The 18,778-nt window shown below is 69.9% G+C and carries 16 protein-coding genes; 9 read left to right on the top strand and 7 right to left on the bottom strand.

The annotated features are described in order from the left end of the window. Window positions 1-21 precede the first annotated feature (21 nt). The 3 genes from ITP53_RS13270 to ITP53_RS13260 all read right to left on the bottom strand — a co-directional run bounded on the left by ITP53_RS13270 (window position 22) and on the right by ITP53_RS13260 (window position 2,872). A complete protein-coding gene (locus ITP53_RS13270) occupies window positions 22-963 on the bottom strand; it encodes an NYN domain-containing protein (protein ID WP_043620860.1) in 942 nt (313 codons plus the stop codon). A 107-nt stretch (window positions 964-1,070) separates the two neighbouring features. Beyond that, window positions 1,071-1,283: an acyl-CoA carboxylase subunit epsilon gene (locus tag ITP53_RS13265; protein ID WP_195895664.1), complete on the bottom strand. Its 213-nt coding sequence runs from the start codon at window positions 1,281-1,283 to the stop codon at window positions 1,071-1,073. Next, window positions 1,280-2,872, bottom strand: coding sequence for an acyl-CoA carboxylase subunit beta (locus ITP53_RS13260; RefSeq protein WP_195895663.1), 1,593 nt, complete (start codon window positions 2,870-2,872; stop codon window positions 1,280-1,282). Before ITP53_RS13260 ends, ITP53_RS13265 begins: the two co-directional genes overlap by 4 nt. 121 nt (window positions 2,873-2,993) lie before the next feature. On the opposite strand from ITP53_RS13260, the gene ITP53_RS13255 reads away from it, so the two are divergent. From ITP53_RS13255 to ITP53_RS13245, 3 genes are all read left to right on the top strand, one after another. After that, a complete protein-coding gene (locus ITP53_RS13255; protein ID WP_195895662.1) occupies window positions 2,994-3,770 on the top strand; it encodes an ABC transporter ATP-binding protein in 777 nt (258 codons plus the stop codon). Beyond that, window positions 3,767-5,332, top strand: a complete 1,566-nt coding sequence (locus tag ITP53_RS13250; RefSeq protein WP_195895661.1) for a hypothetical protein — start codon at window positions 3,767-3,769, stop codon at window positions 5,330-5,332. Before ITP53_RS13255 ends, ITP53_RS13250 begins: the two co-directional genes overlap by 4 nt. Window positions 5,333-5,451: 119 nt before the next feature. Further along, window positions 5,452-8,073, top strand: coding sequence for a phosphoenolpyruvate carboxylase (locus ITP53_RS13245; protein ID WP_195895660.1), 2,622 nt, complete (start codon window positions 5,452-5,454; stop codon window positions 8,071-8,073). Window positions 8,074-8,103: 30 nt separating this feature from the next. Here the strand turns inward: ITP53_RS13245 and ITP53_RS13240 are convergent, their stop codons facing one another. Next, the gene (locus ITP53_RS13240) at window positions 8,104-10,308 is read right to left on the bottom strand and encodes an FdhF/YdeP family oxidoreductase (protein ID WP_195895659.1); all 2,205 of its coding nucleotides are present in this window, start codon (window positions 10,306-10,308) and stop codon (window positions 8,104-8,106) included. 58 nt (window positions 10,309-10,366) lie between these two features. On the opposite strand from ITP53_RS13240, the gene ITP53_RS13235 reads away from it, so the two are divergent. From ITP53_RS13235 to bfr, 6 genes are all read left to right on the top strand, one after another. After that, a complete protein-coding gene (locus ITP53_RS13235) occupies window positions 10,367-11,188 on the top strand; it encodes a biotin--[acetyl-CoA-carboxylase] ligase (protein ID WP_195895658.1) in 822 nt (273 codons plus the stop codon). Window positions 11,189-11,248: 60 nt separating this feature from the next. Further along, window positions 11,249-11,761, top strand: a complete 513-nt coding sequence (locus tag ITP53_RS13230; protein ID WP_195895657.1) for a PH domain-containing protein — start codon at window positions 11,249-11,251, stop codon at window positions 11,759-11,761. Window positions 11,762-11,831: 70 nt separating this feature from the next. Further along, complete coding sequence (locus ITP53_RS13225) at window positions 11,832-12,917, top strand: S-(hydroxymethyl)mycothiol dehydrogenase (protein ID WP_195895656.1); 1,086 nt, start codon at window positions 11,832-11,834, stop codon at window positions 12,915-12,917. Continuing rightward, window positions 12,917-13,537, top strand: coding sequence for an MBL fold metallo-hydrolase (locus tag ITP53_RS13220; protein WP_195895655.1), 621 nt, complete (start codon window positions 12,917-12,919; stop codon window positions 13,535-13,537). The genes ITP53_RS13225 and ITP53_RS13220 overlap by 1 nt, the downstream gene beginning before the upstream one ends. A gap of 63 nt (window positions 13,538-13,600) precedes the next feature. Then, on the top strand, window positions 13,601-13,855 hold the full coding sequence (locus ITP53_RS13215) for a (2Fe-2S)-binding protein (RefSeq protein ID WP_328814394.1): 255 nt from the start codon (window positions 13,601-13,603) through the stop codon (window positions 13,853-13,855). Between the two features lie 25 nt (window positions 13,856-13,880). Beyond that, window positions 13,881-14,369, top strand: a complete 489-nt coding sequence (gene bfr / locus ITP53_RS13210; RefSeq protein ID WP_195895654.1) for a bacterioferritin — start codon at window positions 13,881-13,883, stop codon at window positions 14,367-14,369. Window positions 14,370-14,394: 25 nt separating this feature from the next. Here the strand turns inward: bfr and ITP53_RS13205 are convergent, their stop codons facing one another. The 3 genes from ITP53_RS13205 to ITP53_RS13195 all read right to left on the bottom strand — a co-directional run bounded on the left by ITP53_RS13205 (window position 14,395) and on the right by ITP53_RS13195 (window position 18,592). Then, entirely contained in the window at window positions 14,395-14,670 is a 276-nt protein-coding gene (locus tag ITP53_RS13205; RefSeq protein WP_207755918.1) for a hypothetical protein, read from the bottom strand. After that, window positions 14,670-15,008: an ArsR/SmtB family transcription factor gene (locus tag ITP53_RS13200; RefSeq protein WP_195895653.1), complete on the bottom strand. Its 339-nt coding sequence runs from the start codon at window positions 15,006-15,008 to the stop codon at window positions 14,670-14,672. The genes ITP53_RS13205 and ITP53_RS13200 overlap by 1 nt, the downstream gene beginning before the upstream one ends. Before the next feature lie 314 nt (window positions 15,009-15,322). Beyond that, the gene (locus ITP53_RS13195) at window positions 15,323-18,592 is read right to left on the bottom strand and encodes a glycosyl hydrolase family 95 catalytic domain-containing protein (RefSeq protein ID WP_328814393.1); all 3,270 of its coding nucleotides are present in this window, start codon (window positions 18,590-18,592) and stop codon (window positions 15,323-15,325) included. Window positions 18,593-18,778: the final 186 nt, after the last annotated feature.

Here is an 18,778-nt window from a genome sequence, read left to right as displayed (position 1 = left end):
CGTGGGAAGCGCGTGGCACCGCTACTTCGACGAGACCCCCACTCCGAGGTCGAACTCCCGGTAGACCCGGGCCCAGAACCCGTCGCGCAGCCACACCCGCGCCTCCGGGTAGGGCCGCAACGAGTGCCCGAGCTCCTTCTCGGCCTCGATCAGCAACTCGGTGTCGATCACGGTCGGCAGGATCGGCCCTGGCAGCAGGTCGCGGATGTTGTCGCGGCCACGGGTGAGGATCCACTTCTGCGCCACGTGCTCGCCGACGTCCTCCACGCGCGGCCGGCTCGGCCCGAGCTTGGCGACCTGGCCGGGCTTGGCATGCGGCTTGACGGGAGCGCGCCCGGCGAAGACCTGGGCGGGCGAGGGGGCGGCGGCCGGCGGAGTGACGGGAACGGGTTGGGGAGCACGGCTGAAAAAGGGCCTCAGGAAATCAGCGGTGATCACTTCGACGGTGTCGGACTCCCAGACCAGGCGCTCGGCCTGGTTGGTGCCGTAAGGCGGTTCGACGCCCCACAGGTGGATGCGCACGCCGTAGGCCTGCGCCGCCTCGACCGCGGGGACCATGTCCTCGTCGCCCGCAAGCAGGATCGTGTCAGTGACCGCGTGATGCCTCGCCAGCGCCTCCAGATCACTCCGGATCTGCGCGTCCACACCCTTCTGCTGGCCACGGGCGTTCAGGTTGCCAAGTCGCACCTTGACCCACGGAAGCTGGGCGATGACCCGCTGGTCGACGGTGGGCACGCGGTCACGGGCTGCGTCATACCAATAGATCCGCAGAAGTTCGCCAGAAATACGTTCCTCTGCATGTTTCTGAAGGCTCTGGATGAGCTCATCTGCGGCCACCCGATATTCCTTGCGCTCCTTCGCACCCAGCAGCACTTCACCCGCCGCCGCGTAGAGATAACCGACATCCACTAGGACGGCGTACTTGGCTGCCACAGGATGCGGCATGAGGTCTGGGATGGCCATGTCGTCCTCCAGGCCGCGGTGTTAGTTGATCGGCCGACTATATACGCCTACTTTCTCTAGATAGTCCCAACTCCCGGGGAACTTGACACCCGATTCCCAGGATCTATCTAGGGTAGTACGCTCATCCGCCATGCCGACTTCCCTGGGACGACAGGCTTACGCATACCTCTAGCTGGGTTTCGCCACGTTTGTCTTCTGGGCTCTCTAGTGGGCGCCGGAGGAGACTCCGGTCCGGCGTGTCGGGCGGCGAGTACGGCGACCAACGCCGCGATCTCCTCGGGCGTGGCATCCCCACGGACAATGCGCAGGTTGGGCGTCATAGCGGGATGTTCCCATGCTTCTTGGGTGGCAGCGTCTCGCGCTTGTTCCTGAGGGCGCGCAGCGCTCTGACGACTTGGGGGCGGGTTTCGGCCGGCCGTATTACGGCGTCCACGTAGCCGCGCTCGGCCGCGATATAAGGGTTGGCCAGCGTGTCCTCGTACTCGGTGACGAGCCGCGCGCGCTCGGAGTCCGGGTCGCCTGAGGCGGCCAGCTCGCGCCGGTAGAGGATGTTGACCGCGCCCTGCGCGCCCATGACCGCGATCTGTGCCGTGGGCCAGGCCAGGTTCACGTCCGCGCCGAGGTGCTTCGACCCCATGACGTCGTACGCGCCGCCGTACGCCTTGCGGGTGATGACGGTGATCAAGGGCACGGTGGCCTCGGCGTAGGCGTAGAGGAGCTTGGCGCCGCGGCGGATGATTCCGTTCCATTCCTGATCAGTCCCGGGCAGGAATCCTGGCACGTCTACAAAAGTCAGGATAGGAATATTAAAAGCATCACAAGTTCGAATAAATCTCGCGGCCTTCTCGGAGGCGTTGATATCCAGGCATCCGGCGAAATGCATGGGCTGGTTGGCCACGATCCCGACCGACTGGCCGTCGACGCGGCCGTACCCGACCACGATGTTCGGCGCGAACAGGGCGTGGACCTCCAGGAACTCCCCGTCGTCGAGCACGTGCTCGACCACCCGGTGCATGTCGTACGGCTGGTTCGACGAGTCCGGGATCACCTCGTCGAGCTCGGGGTCGGGCTCCAGAGCGGCGGCGGAGTCGAAGATCGGCGCCTCGTCGAGGTTGTTCGACGGCAGGTACGACAGCAGCGTCTTGACGTACTCCAGGGCGTCGTCCTCGTCGGCGGCCTGGTAGTGGGCCACGCCTGACCTGGTGTTGTGCGTACGGGCCCCGCCGAGCTCCTCGAACGTGACCTCCTCGCCCGTCACCGTCCTGATCACGTCGGGCCCCGTGATGAACATCTGCGACGTCTGATCCACCATCACCACGAAGTCGGTCAGCGCGGGGGAGTAGACGTGACCGCCGGCCGCGGCGCCCATGATGAGCGAGATCTGCGGGATCACGCCGGACGCGTGCACGTTGCGCTTGAAGATCTCGGCGTAGAGGCCGAGCGCGACCACGCCCTCCTGGATGCGCGCGCCGCCGCCCTCGTTGATGCCGATGATCGGGCAGCCGATCTTGATGGCCAGGTCGAGCACCTTGACGATCTTCTCGCCGTACACCTCGCCGAGTGAGCCGCCGAACACGGTCACGTCCTGCGAGAACACGCACACCTGCCGCCCGTCCACGGTGCCGTGGCCGGTGATGACGCCGTCACCGTACGGCCGGCGCGCCTCCAGTCCGAACATCGAGGAGCGGTGCCTGGCGAACTCGTCGAACTCCACGAACGAGCCCTCGTCCAGCAGCGCCAGGACCCTTTCCCTGGCCGTCATCTTGCCCTTGGCGTGCTGCTTCTCCACGGCCGCCGCCGACCCCGCGTGGGCGGCCTCGCCGAGCCGCCGCTCAAGATCGGCGATTTTCCCGGCCGTGGTGTGAATATCCGGCTCTTCTGGTATCGGGGCAGCGCCTGCCGTGCTCATTGGTCGCTCACCGCTCCTCATTCGCTCCGCGGAGCCGTTCGTTCCTCACGTCTCCACTCCGCTCACTGCGTCGGGTTCACTCCACGCGCGCAAGATTAGTCCTTCCTCCTACAGTGGTCCTATGACGGATGCCGTTCGTACCCAGGGCCTGTTCAAGCGATATGGTGCGCAGATCGCGGTGGCCGGGGTGGATCTGGTGGTTCCCGCGGGCAGTTTCGCGGGGCTGGTCGGGCCCAACGGCGCGGGTAAGACGACGACGCTGAGCATGATCACCGGCCTGCTCCGCCCCGACGGCGGCTCGGCCGAGGTCGACGGGTTCCACGTCTGGCGCGACCCCGTCGAGGTCAAGGCCCGCATCGGGGTGCTGCCGGAGGGGCTGCGGCTGTTCGAGCGGCTGTCGGGCCGCGAGCTGCTGCTCTACAACGGCCGCCTGCGTGGCCTCCCCAAGGCCGACGTCGAGCAGCGGGCGGGCGAGCTGCTGGCCGTGATGGACCTGACCGGCGCGGCCGACAAGCTCGTCGTCGACTACTCCACCGGCATGCGCAAGAAGATCGGCCTGGCGGCGGCGCTGCTGCACAACCCCTCGGTGCTGTTCTTAGACGAGCCGTTCGAGGGCGTCGACCCGGTGAGCGCCAACACGCTCACCGACGTGCTGCGGCGCTACACCGCCTCGGGCTCCACCGTGATCTTCTCCAGCCACGTGATGGACCTGGTCGAGCGGCTGTGCGACTGGGTGTCGGTGATGAGCGCCGGCCACATCGTGGCGCAGGGCCCGCTGGACCGGGTGCGCGGCGACCGCAGCCTCAACCAGGTGTTCCTGGAGCTGGTCGGCGGCTCGCGCGACGACGGTGAGGCGGGCCTGACCTGGCTGGGTTCCAAGCCGGGGGAACGCCGGTGAGCACGGTCCTGCTCTTCGCGCAACTCAAGATCCGCCTGCTCGGCGGCAACCTGCGCGGCGACCTCCAGCGCAAGATCGGCTTCGTCTTCACCCTGGTCATCGCGGTCGGCCTGGCCGCGCTCGGCTTCTTCCTGATGAGCCTGCTGCGGCTGGCGCCCGCCGACATCGCGGCCTCCGTCGTGACCATCTCGTTCGGGTTCTTCCTGCTGAGCTGGATGATCGTGCCGCTGCTCGCGTTCGGCCTGGACGACACGCTCGATCCGGCGAAGCTGTCGCTGTTCCCGCTGCGTACGCGCGAGCTGGCGGTGGGCATGTTCACCGCGTCCGTGACCGGCGTCTGGCCCGTCGCGATGCTGATCGTCATGGCGGGCGCGCTGGTGGCGCTCCCGTCGAGCCCCGGCGGCCTCCTGCTCGGCGTTCCTGCCGTGCTGCTGCAGTTCGCGCTGTGCGTGGTCGCGTCGCGGCTGATCACCACGTCGTTGTCGAGCGCGCTGCGCACCAGGCGGGGCCGCGACGTGCTGGCCGTGGCCGCGCTGCTCGTGGTGGTGCTCGCGCAGCTGCCCAACCTGCTGATGAACCGCGGTCTCAGCGACCCGATCGCGATCCTGCACCAGATGGCGGCCGTGTTCCGATGGACGCCGCCCGGCATGGCGGCGCACGCGATGGCGGACGGCGGGCTCGTCGGGCTGGCCGAACTCGTCGTCGTGGCGCTGGCCGTGGTGGTGCTGGCCTGGCTGTGGATCAAGGCGCTGAGCCGGGCGCTGGTCACGCCAGACGTGTCCACGCAGGCGGCGTCCGTACGCAGGGAGAGCGGGCTGCTCGACCGGTTCCTGCCGGACGGGCCGCTGGCTGCGGTGGTCACGAAGGAGCTGAAGTACATCAGGCGCGAGCCGAGGTTCCGCGTGGGCTGGTTCAGCGCCATCGTGGTGACGCTCCTGTTGTCGTTCTCACTGGGCGGCGACTCCGAGGGCGGCCCAGGCGCGGGGATCCCGATCGTGCTCACCGCCATCGGCGCCATGATGATCGCGCTGCAGTCGGGGAACGCGTTCGGCATCGACGGCCGCTCGCTGTGGATGAACGCCGTGGCGTTCGGCTCCGAGCGCGGCCTCGGCACCGACCTCGCGGGGCGCCATCTGGCCAGCGCCCTGATCGCGGTCCCGCTGCTCGCCGTGATCGGTGTCGGCACCGGGCTGTTCACCGGCCATCCGGAGACCATCGTGTGGGCGGTCCTGGCCGGTTGGGGCGCGCTCGGCATCGGGCTCGGCATCGGCTCGGTGACCAGCGTCGTGGTGCCGTACACGGTGCCGGAGCGGATGAACGCCTTCAGCGGCGCCGCACCCGGCCAGGGCGGCCAGGCGTTCGCCGCGTCCATGGGCGCGATGCTGGGCTTCCTGCTCCTCGCCCTGCCTCTGGCGATTCCGCTCCTGTTCGGCCTCTACTGGGTGTGCGTGCTGGCGCCGTTCTACGGCCTGCTGGCCGAGGTCCTCAGCAGACGCCTGGCCGCCAAGATCGGCCACGCCCGGATGCCAGAACTACTGGCAGCGGTCTCAAAGCCCACGTAACTATGGCCTCCACTCCGTGGAGAGACGACGGCGCTCCCTCGCAAACCCCCGGAAGTGGTCTAGTCCAATTGGCGAGACCGGTCTACGGGTTTTTCGAACGACTCGATACCCTTCGAAACATGATTGACCAGGGGTTCGAACGCCGTAGTGCCGCCGTGACCGAGATGCCGGACGAGTTGCGCCACGACGTGCGCCTGCTCGGTAACCTGCTCGGCCAGGTGCTGGCCGAGCAGGGTGGCGAGGACCTGCTGGCCGACGTCGAACGGCTGCGCAAGGCCGTCATCGCCGCGCGCAGAGGCGAGATCTCGGCCGACGAGATCACCGCCATGGTCGCCGGATGGGAGATCGAGCGGCTGGTGCAGATCGCCCGCGCGTTCACGTGTTACTTCCATCTGGCCAACCTGGCCGAGGAGCACTACCGCATCCGCACGCTGCGCGAGCGCGACGCGGAGGGCAAGGTGCAGCGGGAGTCGCTGGCGCAGGCCGTACACGAGCTGGGCCATGAGCGGGTGACCGAGCTGCTGGAGGGCCTGGAGCTGCATCCGGTGCTCACCGCGCACCCCACCGAGGCCCGCAGGCGCGCCGTCGTCACCGCCATCCAGCGAGTCAGCGGCCAGCTCACGGAGTACAACTCGCCCGGCCGCGGCGCGTCCGAGCGCGCGGAGAACAAGCGCCGCATGCTGGAGGAGATCGACCTGCTGTGGCGCACCGCCCAGCTCCGCTCCACCAAGCTCGACCCGCTCGACGAGGTACGCACCGCCATGGCGGCCTTCGACGAGACGCTGTTCCGGATGGTGCCCCAGGTCTACCGCTCGCTGGACGCCGCCCTCGACGAGCGCACCGGCACCCGCCCGCCCCAGGCCAGACCCTTCATCAGGTACGGCAGCTGGATCGGCGGCGACCGCGACGGCAACCCCAACGTCACCGCCAGGGTCACCCGCGACACCATCCAGATCCAGTCCGAGCACGTGCTGACGGCCCTCGAGACCGCCTGCTCGCGCATCGGCCGCACACTGACCGCCTCCGCCCAGTTCGCCCCCTGCTCGCCCGAGTTGCGGACGGCGCTGGCCACGGCCGTCGACGCGCATCCCGAGGTCGTCTCCGAGCTGGCCACCCGCTCGCCGCGCGAGCCGCACCGGCAGTGGCTGCTGTTCGTGACCGCGCGGATCGCCGCCACCCGCCGCCGCGACCTCGACCTCGCCTACCGCTCGTCCGCCGAGCTGCTCGGCGACCTCCGGCTGGTGCAGGGGTCGCTGGCCGCGAGCGCCCCGCGGCAGGCGTACGGCGAGTTGCAGCACCTCATCTGGCAGGTCGAGACGTTCGGCTTCCACCTGGCCGAACTGGAGGTGCGCCAGCACTCCCAGGTGCACGCGGCGGCGCTCGCGGAGTTGCGGACCGGCGGCGAGTTGTCGGAGCGCACCGAGGAGGTGCTGGCCACGATCCGGGTGATCGGCTGGATCCAGGAGCGGTTCGGCGTCACGGCCTGCTCCCGCTACGTGGTCTCCTTCACCCGCTCCGCCGAGGACATCGCGGCCGTCTACGAGCTGGCCGGGTACGCGCTCGGCGACCGTGCCCCGGTGCTCGACGTGGTGCCGCTGTTCGAGTCGGGTCAGGACCTGGCCAACTCGCCGCTCGTGCTGACCGGCATGCTCGACCTCCCGCAGGTCCGGCAGCGCCTGGCGGACACCGGCCGGCGCATGGAGATCATGCTCGGCTACTCCGACTCGGCCAAGGAGCTGGGTCCGGCCGCCGCCACCCTCCGCCTCTACGAGGCCCAGGAGGCGCTGACCGTGTGGGCCGCCGAGCACGACGTGAAGCTGCGCATGTTCCACGGCCGCGGCGGCGCGCTCGGGCGCGGCGGCGGCCCGGCCAACCGCGCGGTCCTGGCCCAGGCGCCAGGTTCGGTCGCTGGCCGGTTCAAGGTCACCGAGCAGGGCGAGGTCATCTTCGCCCGCTACGGCCACATCGCGATCGCCCGCCGCCACCTGGAGCAGGTCACGAACGCCGTGCTGCTGGCCTCCTCGCCCGCGGTCGGCGCCAGCACCGCCGCCGCGGCCGACCGCTTCCGCGGCCTGGCCGAGCGGGTGGCCACGGCTTCGGAGCAGGCGTACCGCGCGCTGACCGAGGCGCCGGGCTTCCCCGAGTGGTTCGGCCTGGTCAGTCCGCTGGAGGAGATCGGCACGCTCCGCCTGGGCTCCCGCCCGGCGCGCCGCGGTCTCGGCGCGCCCCGCTCCCTCGACGACCTGCGGGCCATCCCGTGGGTGTTCGCGTGGGCGCAGACCCGCGTCAACCTCCCCGGCTGGTACGGCCTCGGCACCGGTCTGGCCTCGGTCGGCTCCCTCGACGAGCTGCGCGCGGCCTACGCCGAGTGGCCGCTGTTCAACGCGATGCTGGACAACGCGGAGATGTCGCTGGCCAAGACCGACCGCTCGATCGCCAAGCGCTACCTGGCACTCGGCGGCAGGGAGGACTTCACCCACCAGGTCCTCGAGGAGTACGACAGGACCCGCGACCTGGTGCTCCGTGTCACGGGCCACACGCGGCTGCTGGAGAACCGCAAGGTGCTGTCGCGCGCCGTCCAGCTCCGCGACCCGTACGTGGACGCCCTGTCCCACCTCCAGCTCCGCGCCCTGCGCGCCCTGCGCACGGGCACCCCGTCGGACCAGGAGCGCGAGCGCCTGTCCACCCTCCTGCTGCTGTCGGTCAACGGGGTGGCGGCCGGCCTGCAGAACACCGGCTGACGCCACATCAGACGGCCTCCGCGAGGTCGCTCACAGCGGCCGGACCGTGACCAGCGCGTTGTAGTCGGGGATCCTGGCCTCGGGGGAGCGGCGGGCCTCGTCCAGCAGGATGTTGCCCTCCGGCCAGTGGATCTGCAGGTTGCCCGGCATCAGCGGGGCCCGCAGCACCTTGCCCCGATAGGTGCGCTCGCCCGAGCGGAGCTCCACGCGGGCGCCGTCGGGCAGGCCGAGGCGGTCGGCGTCGTACGCGCTCATCAGCACCGCCTCGCGCGGTGCGCCGTTGAAGCCGTCGAGCCGCTCGTGCACCATGCTGTTGAACTGCTTGCCGCGCCTGGTCGCCACCATGAACGAGCCGTCAGGCCGCTCCAGCGCGGGCGGCTCGACGACGGAGAAGACGGCCAGCCCGTCGGCCGTCTGGAAACGGCCTCCGTCGAACAGGTGGCGCCCGCCGTACTGGACGTTGTCGCCGAACTTCGTCAGGCCCGCGATGCCCTGGTAGAAGGGGACCGCGCGCTCGATCTCGGCGCGGATCTGCGGCGTGCCGGTGAAGCGTACATGTGACGAAATTTCGGGACGTGTGTGGGCGGCCAGTTCCGTGAAGATCTTCCACTCCGGCCACGCCTCGCCGATCCGCGGCCCTTCGACCTCGGGCGAGAAGATGATCCGGCGTTCGGTGGAGGTCTCGGTCACCCCTCCGGCCATCTCGTAGCGGGTCTGCGCGGGCAGCAGCAGCACGTCACCCGCCCCGGGGACGAGCATCTGCGACGACAGCACGATGTCGATGTGCACTCGGAGCGGCAGCCGCGACAGCGCCTCGCGGCTGTAGTCCGGGTCGGGCAGCACCTCGAGGAAGTTGCCGCCGGAGGAGACCAGCGCGTCCAACTCGCCGCGGTGGGCGGCGTCGATCATGTCGGTCGCGGTGAGGCCCGGCGTGTCCGCGACCTCGAATCCCCATTTTTCGGTAAATTTCGCGGCGTTGGTGGGGTTGATCGGCAGCCCGCCCGGCAGCCCGGTCGCGTACGCGCCCATCTCCGCCCCGCCCTGCACCCCGCTGTGCCCCCGGATCGGCATGAGCCCGCACCGGTCGCGGCCCACGAACCCCCTGGCCAGCGCCAGGTTGACGATGGCCCTGACGTTGTCCTCCCCGTAGCTGTGCTGCGTGATGCCCATCGACCACACGAACACCGCCGACTTCGCCTCGCCCAGCAGCCTGGCCAGCCGGAACATGTCCTCGCGCGACGCGCCCGACAGGGCCTCCAGCGACTCCCACGACTGGCTCGACACGGCGCGGCGCACGTCCTCGAAGCCGCTGGTGTGCAGGTCGGCGAACTCCTTGTCCACCCAGTCGTTCTCCATCAGGTGCTTGAGCACGCCGTTGAGGAAACCGATGTCGCCGCCCACGTTGACGCCGAAGAACTCATCCGTGATCTTCGTGCCGAACAGGGCGGACTCGGCGTTCGACGGCACCCAGTAGCGCTCCATGCCGGGCTCGCGGTAGGCGTTGACCATCGCGATGCGGGTCCCCTCCTTCTTGGCGTGGTAGAGGTACTTCATCGCGACCGGCTGGTTGTTGGACGGGTTGGAGCCGACGAACACGATCAGATCGGAGCCGATCCAGTCGGCGTACGAGCAGGTCGTGGCGGCCGCGCCGATGGTCTCCTTCAGCGCGACGGTCGACGGGGAGTGGCAGATCCTGGCGGCGTTGTCGATGTTGTTCGTGCCGAGCGCGCGCACCGCCTTCTGGGCCGCGTAGTAGTTCTCGTTGGGCATACCGCGGCTGGTCAGGTAGGCGCCGAAACGCGCCCCGCGCAGCCCGTCAGCGGCGAGGCGCAGCGCCTCGTCCCAGCTCACGCGGGTGAAGCCGGGCTCGCCCGCCCGCCGCACCATCGGATAGGGCAGCCGCCCCAGCTCGCGCAACTCGGCGCTGCGCCGGCCCGCGAGCCCCGACACGTCCCGCAGGACGGAGACGTCCATGGCGGGCATGGTGTTCAGCGGGAGTAGTCGCAGCCTGATGTTGCACAGATGGATCTCGTCCATCGTCCAGTCGCGCATGCCCTGCGTGCCGAGCGCGCACCCGTCGCAGGTGCCCTGGTTGAGTATCCGCCAGGCGTAACGCCTGTTGCCCTTGACGGACCTGAACGCCTTCCACAGCTCCAGGTAGTTGTTCGGCTTACGCAACCCCAGGCCGAAGGGCCGCCACGAGGCCCAGTTGCGCGGATCCAGCAGCTTGCTCATATCCCTATTTTCACCCCGACCGAAACCCTGAAGACCGCTCATCAGGCAAGATGGGCGCATGTCAGACTCCCGCTACTCCGATCTCGAACGCCCTCCGCTCTCCGCGGCGGCGCTCAACCGGGCCCTGGTGCGCCCCGGCTCCCTGTGGACGGGCGTCACCGTCGTCGAGAGCACGGGCTCGACCAACGCCGACCTGGCCGAGTCCGCCCGCGAAGGAGCGCAGGAGGGGACGGTGCTGGTGGCGGAGGCGCAGGTCGCCGGGCGCGGCCGGCTCGGCCGCGGCTGGTCGGTGCCGCCCCGCGCGGGCCTGACGTTCTCGATCCTGCTCAGGCCCGAGGTCCCGGTCGCCGACCAGGGCTGGCTGCCCCTCCTGTACGCCGTCGCCGCCGCCTCCGCCGTACGCCGCCTGTGCGAGGTCGACGTACGCCTGAAGTGGCCCAACGACCTGCTGATCGGCGAGCGCAAGCTGGCCGGGGTGCTGGCCGAGCGGACGGACGACGCGGTCGTCATCGGCATGGGGCTGAACGTGTCGCTCCGGCCGGATGAGCTGCCGGTCGAGACCGCCACGTCGCTCGTCATCGAGCAGGCGGCGTGCGTCGACCGGGATCCGCTGCTGCGGGCCGTGCTCAGGGAGGTCGAGGGCCACTACCGCGACTGGACGGCGGCGGGGGGCGACGCGGAGGCGGCCGGGCTGCGCCCGGCGTACCTGGCGGGCTGCGCCACGGTCGGCCGCCGGGTCAGGGTGGAGCTGCCCGGCGGGCGGGCGCTGACCGGCCTCGCGACCGGCGTCGACGGCGCCGGACACCTCCAGGTGGAGTCCGCGGGGGAGCGCTACACCCTCAGCGCCGGCGACGTGGTCCACGTCCGGGCGGCGGAGTAGGACGTGCCGGTGGTGTCGTCCGCGTAGCCGCCGGGCGGCGATGGTGGCACGATACGGGCCATGACGATTCCCGACCATCATCTGACGCAGGGTGAGCGGCGTATCCGGTCCTTCCACCCGCACTGGAAGCGGCTCGTCCTGCCGTTCATCGCGCTGGTCCTCATCGCCGCCGCCTCGGGCGCGGCGCTGTTCTTCATCCCCGGCGACTGGGATTACGCCCTGTACGCCAGGATCGCCGTCGTCGTCGTAGGTCTCATCCTGCTGACGATCTGGTCGTTTGTGCCCTACCTGCGGTGGAAGAACACCGCCTACGTGCTCACCACCCACCGCTTCACGATCAGCACAGGAGTGCTCAACAAGTCGACCGACGAGATCCCGATCACCAAGGTCAACACGGTCAGCTCCGACCAGACGTTCGCCGAGCGCATGCTTGGCTGCGGCACGCTGACCGTCGAGTCCGCCGGCGACCGGGGCGAGATCGTGCTGCGCGACATCCCAAGGATCCAGGATGTCCGCACCGAGCTGTTCAGGCTCGTGGAGGACGCCTCCGACGGCGAGCTCGACGGCCGCTGATCCGGAACCCCTGGCGTGGTGCCGCCCGATGTCTTGCGGAAGATCATCCTCCTGGCACAAGATGGCTGGCATGCCGTACGAAGTGCAGGGCGTCGTCGCCCGAGGCAAGGGCCAGGAAGTTTCGCTCGAGACCGTCGTCGTCCCCGACCCTGGACCGGGTGAGGCGGTCGTCACCGTGCAGGCGTGCGGGGTCTGCCACACCGACCTGCACTATCGGGAGGGCGGGATCAGCGACGACTACCCGTTCCTGCTCGGTCACGAGGCGGCGGGCGTCGTCGAGGCGGTCGGCGACGGGGTCACAGGGCTGGAGCCCGGCGACTTCGTGATCCTCAACTGGCGCGCCGTGTGCGGCCAGTGCCGCGCCTGCCTGCGCGGCCGCCCGTGGTACTGCTTCGCCACCCACAACGCCAAACAGAAGATGACCCTCGCGGACGGCACCGAGCTGTCGCCCGCCCTCGGCATCGGCGCGTTCCTGGGCAAGACGCTGGTGGCCGCCGGGCAGTGCACCAAGGTCTCGGCCGAGGCCCCCGCCGAGGTCGCGGGCCTGCTCGGGTGCGGCGTCATGGCGGGCATCGGCGCGGCCGTCAACACCGGCGGCGTGACGCGGGGCGACAGCGTGGCCGTCATCGGCTGCGGCGGCGTCGGCGACGCGGCCGTCCTCGGCTCGTCGCTGGCCGGCGCCGCGAAGATCATCGCGGTCGACGTGGACGACCGCAAGCTCGCCTGGGCGCGCGAATTCGGCGCCACCCACACCGTCAACTCCCGCGAGAACGACCCGGTCGAGGCCATCCGCGACCTGACCGGCGGGTTCGGCGCCGACGTGGTCATCGAGGCGGTGGGGCGGCCTGAGACGTACAAGCAGGCGTTCTACGCCCGCGACCTGGCCGGGACGGTGGTCCTGGTGGGCGTGCCGACGCCGGAGATGACGCTGGAGCTGCCGCTGCTGGACGTGTTCGGGCGCGGCGGGTCGCTCAAGTCCTCCTGGTACGGCGACTGCCTGCCGAGCCGCGACTTCCCCATGCTGATCGACCTGTTCCTGCAGAACCGGCTGCCGCTGGACAAGTTCATGTCCGAGACGATCGCGCTCGACCAGGTCGAGGAGGCGTTCGCCAAGATGCACCGCGGTGAGGTGCTGCGCTCGGTGGTGGTCCTCTGATGATCGACCGGGTCATCACCTCGGGCACGTTCTCGCTGGACGGCGGGACGTGGGAGGTCGACAACAACGTCTGGGTGGTCGGCGACGCCCGCGAGGTGGTCGTCATCGACGCCGCCCACGACGCGGCGGCCATCGCCGAGCGGGTGGGCGGGCGCGCGGTCAAGGCCATCGTCTGCACCCATGCGCACAACGACCACATCAACGCGGCCCGCCCGCTCGCCGCGATGACCGGGGCGACGATCCGGCTGCACCCCGCCGACCAGGTGCTCTGGGAGCAGGAATACGGCGACGAGGTGCCGTACGTGCCGCTGGAGGACGGCGAGCGGATCGCGGTCGGCGGGATCGCGCTGGAGATCCTGCACACGCCCGGCCACGCCCCTGGCGCCGTCTGCGTGTACGGCCCCGAGCTCGGCGTCCTGTTCAGCGGCGACACCCTGTTCCAGGGCGGCCCAGGGGCGACCGGCCGCTCCTACTCCTCCTTCGACACGATCATCGAGTCGATCAGGAAACGCCTGCTGACGCTGCCCGCGGAAACCGTCGTGCACACCGGCCACGGCGACTCGACCTCGATCGGCGCGGAGGCGCCGCACCTGGAGGAGTGGCTCGCCAGGGGCCACTGATCTGCTCTTCACACGCGAAGGTACGGGAGTGTGACCCAGCCAACGTAGGCAAGCCTAACCACAATGCCCTATCTTAGGTGTGCCTTACCTAATGGCGTCCCCCCACGGCGCCTTCCCCCTTCGCGAGAGGTATGTCCCTGGATGTACGTGTGCATTTGTCGTGCCGTAACAGAGAACGAGGTGCACGACTGCATCGCCTCTGGGGCAACGAGCGCGAAGCAGATTCGGGACACCACCGGTGCTGGTGGTGACTGTGCCCGATGTGTACGAAAAATCTGTGCGATCCTGAAAAGGTCGGAGGAACTCACGACCGCCTAGCCGCACAGCACGAGGAGCCCGTTCTATGCAGGGCGACAAGCAGATCATCGAGTTGCTCAACGAGCAGCTGACCGCCGAGCTCACCGCCATCAACCAGTACTTCCTGCACGCGAAGATGCAGGAGAACTGGGGATACACCAAGCTCGCCGAACACACCCGCGACGAGTCGATCGACGAGATGCGCCACGCCGAGCGCCTGACCGATCGCATCCTCTTCCTCGAAGGTCTGCCCAACTACCAGCGCCTCGGCACGCTGCACATCGGCCAGACCGTCCCAGAGCAGCTCAAGGCTGACCTGGAGGTGGAAATGTCGGTCCTGCAGCGCCTGCGCCCCGGCATCGCACTCATGCGCGAGAAGGGGGACATCACCTCGGCCCGCATCTTCGAGGAGATCCTGGAGGACGAGGAAGAGCACATCGACTACCTGGAGACCGAGCTGTCGCTGATCCGCAGCCTCGGCGAGCAGCTCTACCTGGCCCGTTACGCCGAACCGCCGTCCGTCGACGACGACTGAGCGCGTCAACCTCATTCGACCGTTCTTAAGATCTGCTCGATGGCCGCCGTACGCGAGCGCAGCTCGGCCAGGTCGGCGGCCACCGCTGCTGCGCGTCCAGGGTGGTCTCCGCGAGTTGCTCGAAGCGTTGCACGAGCCGGCGCAGGTCCTCCTCCTGGGCGGCGGTGATCCTCGTCTTGCGGGCGTCGAAGACGCCCACCACGAACAGCGAGATCAGGAACGCGGCCACCACCAGCACCGCGATGAGGACGATCGCCTCCGGCCAGGTCGTCGTCCCGGCCGGGGTCAGGGCAGGGGTCATCACGAGGGCTCCTTGGGGTCGGGATCCGGCACGGAGAGGGTCCTGGCCGCCTCGACCAGGGCCGACGCGTTCAGGTGCAGGCTGAAGTCGGTGACTTCGTAGTACCTCATGGCCTTGCCGTCCTCGGACAGTTCGAGGGTGCCGGCGATCAGGCCGGCGGCTTCGAGCCGCCGCAGGTGCATGTGCAGCAGCGGGCGGCTCACGCCGATCTCGCGGGCCAGGTGGCTCACGTAGTCGCGGCCCCCGGCCAGCGTCGCGACGATGCGCAGCCGCAGCGGGTTGGCCAGTGCCGCCAGCATCTCCACCAGATCGTCGCCGGTCGGCCCTGATGCCGTCATGATTTCCCGTCACGTGTAAGAGCTTCGTTACAGCGCCGAAGCGTAGCCTGACCTGCCCGTTCAGGCAACGCTGTGGCACCACGGGGCGGCGCCACAGCGGTCGCGCAGGGGCGCCCTCGGGAGGCGGCCCAGAAGGAGGACCAAGGCCTGCCAGGAGGCGCCCTCAGAAGGGCCAGGGCCTGCCAGGGAGGTGCCCCTCAGGAGGCCAGGGCCTGTCCAGGAGGGCCAAGGGCCTGTCCAGGAGGCGCGCTCAGAGCGGCTGGGGCCAGTCCAGAGGCGCGCTCAGAGCGGCCGAGGCCTGTCAGGACACGGGATCAGAAGGCCAGGGTCTGCCAGGAGGCGGCCTCGGACTGGGACAGGGCGCGGGACCAGACGGCCATCCGATCCACGGCGCCGGTCAGCCGCTGCCCGCCGCCTTGGTCGGCGGCGAAGCGGAGCGGACGGGTGGCGCAGCCCACGATGCCGTCGGCGGAGACCGTGCCGCCGCCGGCGCGGGCGCCGTCCACGTACACGGTGACAGCCCCGGTCCGGGCCAGGGTGACCACCAGGTTGACGTAGCGGCCGGTGGGGAGCGTCGCGTCCGTGGTGACGTTCAGTCCCGCGCCGATGAACCGCAGCCGGTGGTCCGGCGTGACGTCCATGAGGACCCCGTCCGTGCCCGGGTCCCCGGAGGGCTGGAAGTCGAACAGCCGCCGGTACCCGCTCCCGCCGATCTTCACCTCGGCCGCGAACGTGGCCTCGGGCAGGAACCCGAGCGTCGTGCCCGCCGTCGACAGGTACGTCGTCCCGTCCAGCACCAGCCCGCTGCCCGTGGGCGCGCCGCCGTCGTACACCGGCGTGCCGACGACGGAGGCGTGCCTGCCGTTCCCCGAGGAGTCGGTGACCGAGGCCCCCGACGTCGGATCCCAGGCGACCAGCGCCTTGTCAGGAGGCGGCGTGGCGCACGGCGAGAGGCCCAGGGTGGCCGAACCCGCCGAGCGCCACGAGTCCGCCGCCAGCACCGCCGTCACCCGCGCCGTACGGCTCCCGTCCGCCGGTCTCGCGGTCACGGTGAACCTCTCGGTACGCGTCCGCCCGGCCGTCACGGCGGGTACCCGTACCGAGGCCGGCGCCCCGGTCCAGCCCTCGGGCAGACCGAGCGTGAGCGTGCCCGCCGGCACCGCCCGCTTCGCCCGAGCCGCGACCGTCACCTCGACTTCGAACGACGACCCAGCGCCCACGCTCTCGGGCGCCTCGACCGACACCGCGACCTCGTTGACGATCGTGTACGACTTCCCGCCTCTGGCGTTCCAGCTCAACGTGTCCCCGGAGCGGTGCGGGCCGACCTCGTGCCCCTGCTCGTCGTACACGCGATACCGCCCGGCGATCGCCGCGGCCCGCACCTTGATCGGGCCGGTGCGCCCGGCGTGCAGCGTCACCTTCTCGGCGGCGCCGTCGCGCCAGGAGACGTCCACCGTCACGTCGCCCCGGGCGCGCAGCCCTGTCATCGACCCCGTGGGCCAGGCCGACGGGAGGGCCGGCAGCACGTGGATCTCGTCGTGCTGGCTCTGCACCAGCATCTCCGTGATCCCGGCGGAGGCCCCGAAGTTGCCGTCGATCTGGAACGGGGGATGCGTGTCCCAGAGGTTCTCCAGAGTCGAGAACTTGAGCTGCTCGCTCAGCATCTTGTGCGCGTGGTCGCCGTCCAGCAGCCGAGCCCAGAAGTTGATCTTCCAGGCCTTGCTCCACCCGGTCCCGCCGTCCCCGCGCGCGGTCAGCGACACCTTGGCCGCCTCGCCCTCGGGGCTCCCCGCGACGATCTGCCGCCCGGGGTGCAGCCCGAACAGGTGGGAGGCGTGGCGGTGCGTGTTCGCGGGGTCGTCCCAGTCGGACTTCCACTCCTGGAGCTGTCCCCAGGAGCCGATCCGCAAGCCGGGATCCAGCTTGGCCAGGGCCTCGCGTACGCGGGCGCGGAAGCCGGCGTCGACGTCCAGCACGTCCGCCGCCTCGGCCACGTTCGTGAACAGGTCCCAGACGATCTGCTGCGACATCGACGCGCCGGCCGAGAAGTCGCCCTGCTCGGGCGAGTAACTGGGCGAGACGACCAGTTTCCCGTCCCGAGGGTCGGTGTGCAGGGTGTCCAGCCAGAACTCCGCGGCGCCCTTCATCACCGGGTACGCGGTCTTCCGCAGGTAGCCGGTGTCGCCGCTGAACCGGTAGTGGTCGTACATCTGCTGGGTCAGCCAGGCCGCCGCCTCGGGGAACCAGAACGCGGTCGCCCAGTCGTGCACGCCGGTGAAGCCGAACGGGTTCGTCTCGTTGTGCACGAGCCACCCGTCCGCCCCGAACATCTCCCGCGCCGTCTGCTCGCCCGGCGCCACCATGGCCGTGACGTAGTCGTCGTACGGGCGGGTCGTCTCTGCCAGGTTCGTCTGGTCGGCGAGCCAGTAGTTCATCTGCAGGTTGATGTTGACGTGGTAGTCGGCGGACCAGGGCGGGCTGGTGGAGTTGTTCCAGACCCCCTGCAGGTTCGCGGGCAACGAGCCGTCCCGCGAGGAGGCGATCAGGAGGTAGCGCCCGTACGCGAAGAACAGCGCCTCCAGCGCCCGGTCATCGGGCGACCCGCCCCCCGTGTACGCCGCCCGCAGCCGATCCGTCGGAATCGCCGGCGTCCGCTGCCCGATGTCCAGCTTCACCCGGTCGAACAGCTTCCTGTGGTCGTCCTGGTGCGCCCGCCTGAGCGTGTCGTAGTCCCGCGCCGCCGCCTTGTCCACGGCGGCGGTGACGGCGGCGTGCGGATCGGCCCCCCGGTACGTGGGGTAAGCCCCGGCGTAGTCGGTGCCCGCCGACATCACGAACATCGCGCTGTCCGCCCCGGTGACCGTGATCCGCCCGGCCCCGTCCGTCCGGCTGCCGCCGCGCGTGATCACCTGCACCTGGGCCTCGAACGTCATCCCGTTGTCCGCGAGTCTCCCGCGAATCGTCAGCCGCCCGCCGCCGACGCTGACCTGCTGGTCGTCGCGCGGCGATGAGGTGCGCAGGGTGAACGACACCTTGCCCGCCTGGTCGGCCGAGAGCCGCCCGACGATCACGTTCCCCGGGTGGCTGGCGAAGTACTCGCGCGCGTAGCGCACCCCGCCGGAGGTGTACCCGACCCGCGCCACGGCCTCGCGCAGGCTCAGCTCCCGCCGGTATCCGCTCGCCGCGCCGGTGTCCGGCATGTCCAGCCACAGGTCGCCGAAGGTCTGGTATGCCCCGAAGCCGGACTTCGGCTGTCCCAGCTCGTCCGCGACCGGCTCAGGGGCCATCTTCCCTTCGCGGTCGAGTTGTTGCCGTATCCCGTCCAGGGCGCCGGGGCGCGGCGAGGTCCAGTTGCCGAAGTCGTAGCCCTGCCGCGACCCCGGCCCGCCCGTCCACAGCGTCTTCTCGTTGAACTGGATCTGCTCGCTCGACGTGCCGCCGAACACCATCGCGCCGAGCGCGCCGTTCCCGATGGGCAGCGCCTGCGTCTCCCAGTCCGTCGCCGGCTTGTCGTACCAGAGCGTCAGGTCGTCGGGTGTGCCGGCCGGTTGCGCGGCTGCTGGGGACGCCGGTAGGCCGGTCACGAGGGATAAAGCTAACAAGGCGGCGAGGCTTGATCTGATCGAGGGGTGCGGCTTCACGGCAGTGCTCCGATCATAAGGCGTCGGAACCTACGAAATATCACCGGAACTCCCGCGAAACAACCCTTGACACCCCCCAAGACCTCGGATGTATGTGCGACTGGCTACTCTGAGGGAGGAGCCGGGGGC

Source organism: Nonomuraea cypriaca, from assembly GCF_015645445.1.
Taxonomy (GTDB): Bacteria; Actinomycetota; Actinomycetes; order Streptosporangiales; family Streptosporangiaceae; genus Nonomuraea; species Nonomuraea cypriaca.
This window is presented reverse-complemented; position numbering and strand designations above follow the sequence as displayed.

Excerpts from the sequence above, each read along its gene's own strand:
- ITP53_RS13270 (WP_043620860.1), bottom strand. The coding sequence starts at position 963 with ATGGCCATCCCAGACCTCATGCCGCATCCTGTGGCAGCCAAGTACGCC.
- ITP53_RS13265 (WP_195895664.1), bottom strand. The coding sequence starts at position 1,283 with ATGACGCCCAACCTGCGCATTGTCCGTGGGGATGCCACGCCCGAGGAG.
- ITP53_RS13260 (WP_195895663.1), bottom strand. The coding sequence starts at position 2,872 with ATGAGCACGGCAGGCGCTGCCCCGATACCAGAAGAGCCGGATATTCAC.
- ITP53_RS13255 (WP_195895662.1), top strand. The coding sequence starts at position 2,994 with ATGACGGATGCCGTTCGTACCCAGGGCCTGTTCAAGCGATATGGTGCG.
- ITP53_RS13245 (WP_195895660.1), top strand. The coding sequence starts at position 5,452 with ATGATTGACCAGGGGTTCGAACGCCGTAGTGCCGCCGTGACCGAGATG.
- ITP53_RS13240 (WP_195895659.1), bottom strand. The coding sequence starts at position 10,308 with ATGAGCAAGCTGCTGGATCCGCGCAACTGGGCCTCGTGGCGGCCCTTC.
- ITP53_RS13235 (WP_195895658.1), top strand. The coding sequence starts at position 10,367 with ATGTCAGACTCCCGCTACTCCGATCTCGAACGCCCTCCGCTCTCCGCG.
- ITP53_RS13230 (WP_195895657.1), top strand. The coding sequence starts at position 11,249 with ATGACGATTCCCGACCATCATCTGACGCAGGGTGAGCGGCGTATCCGG.
- ITP53_RS13225 (WP_195895656.1), top strand. The coding sequence starts at position 11,832 with ATGCCGTACGAAGTGCAGGGCGTCGTCGCCCGAGGCAAGGGCCAGGAA.
- ITP53_RS13220 (WP_195895655.1), top strand. The coding sequence starts at position 12,917 with ATGATCGACCGGGTCATCACCTCGGGCACGTTCTCGCTGGACGGCGGG.
- ITP53_RS13215 (WP_328814394.1), top strand. The coding sequence starts at position 13,601 with ATGCCCTATCTTAGGTGTGCCTTACCTAATGGCGTCCCCCCACGGCGC.
- bfr (WP_195895654.1), top strand. The coding sequence starts at position 13,881 with ATGCAGGGCGACAAGCAGATCATCGAGTTGCTCAACGAGCAGCTGACC.
- ITP53_RS13205 (WP_207755918.1), bottom strand. The coding sequence starts at position 14,670 with ATGACCCCTGCCCTGACCCCGGCCGGGACGACGACCTGGCCGGAGGCG.
- ITP53_RS13200 (WP_195895653.1), bottom strand. The coding sequence starts at position 15,008 with ATGACGGCATCAGGGCCGACCGGCGACGATCTGGTGGAGATGCTGGCG.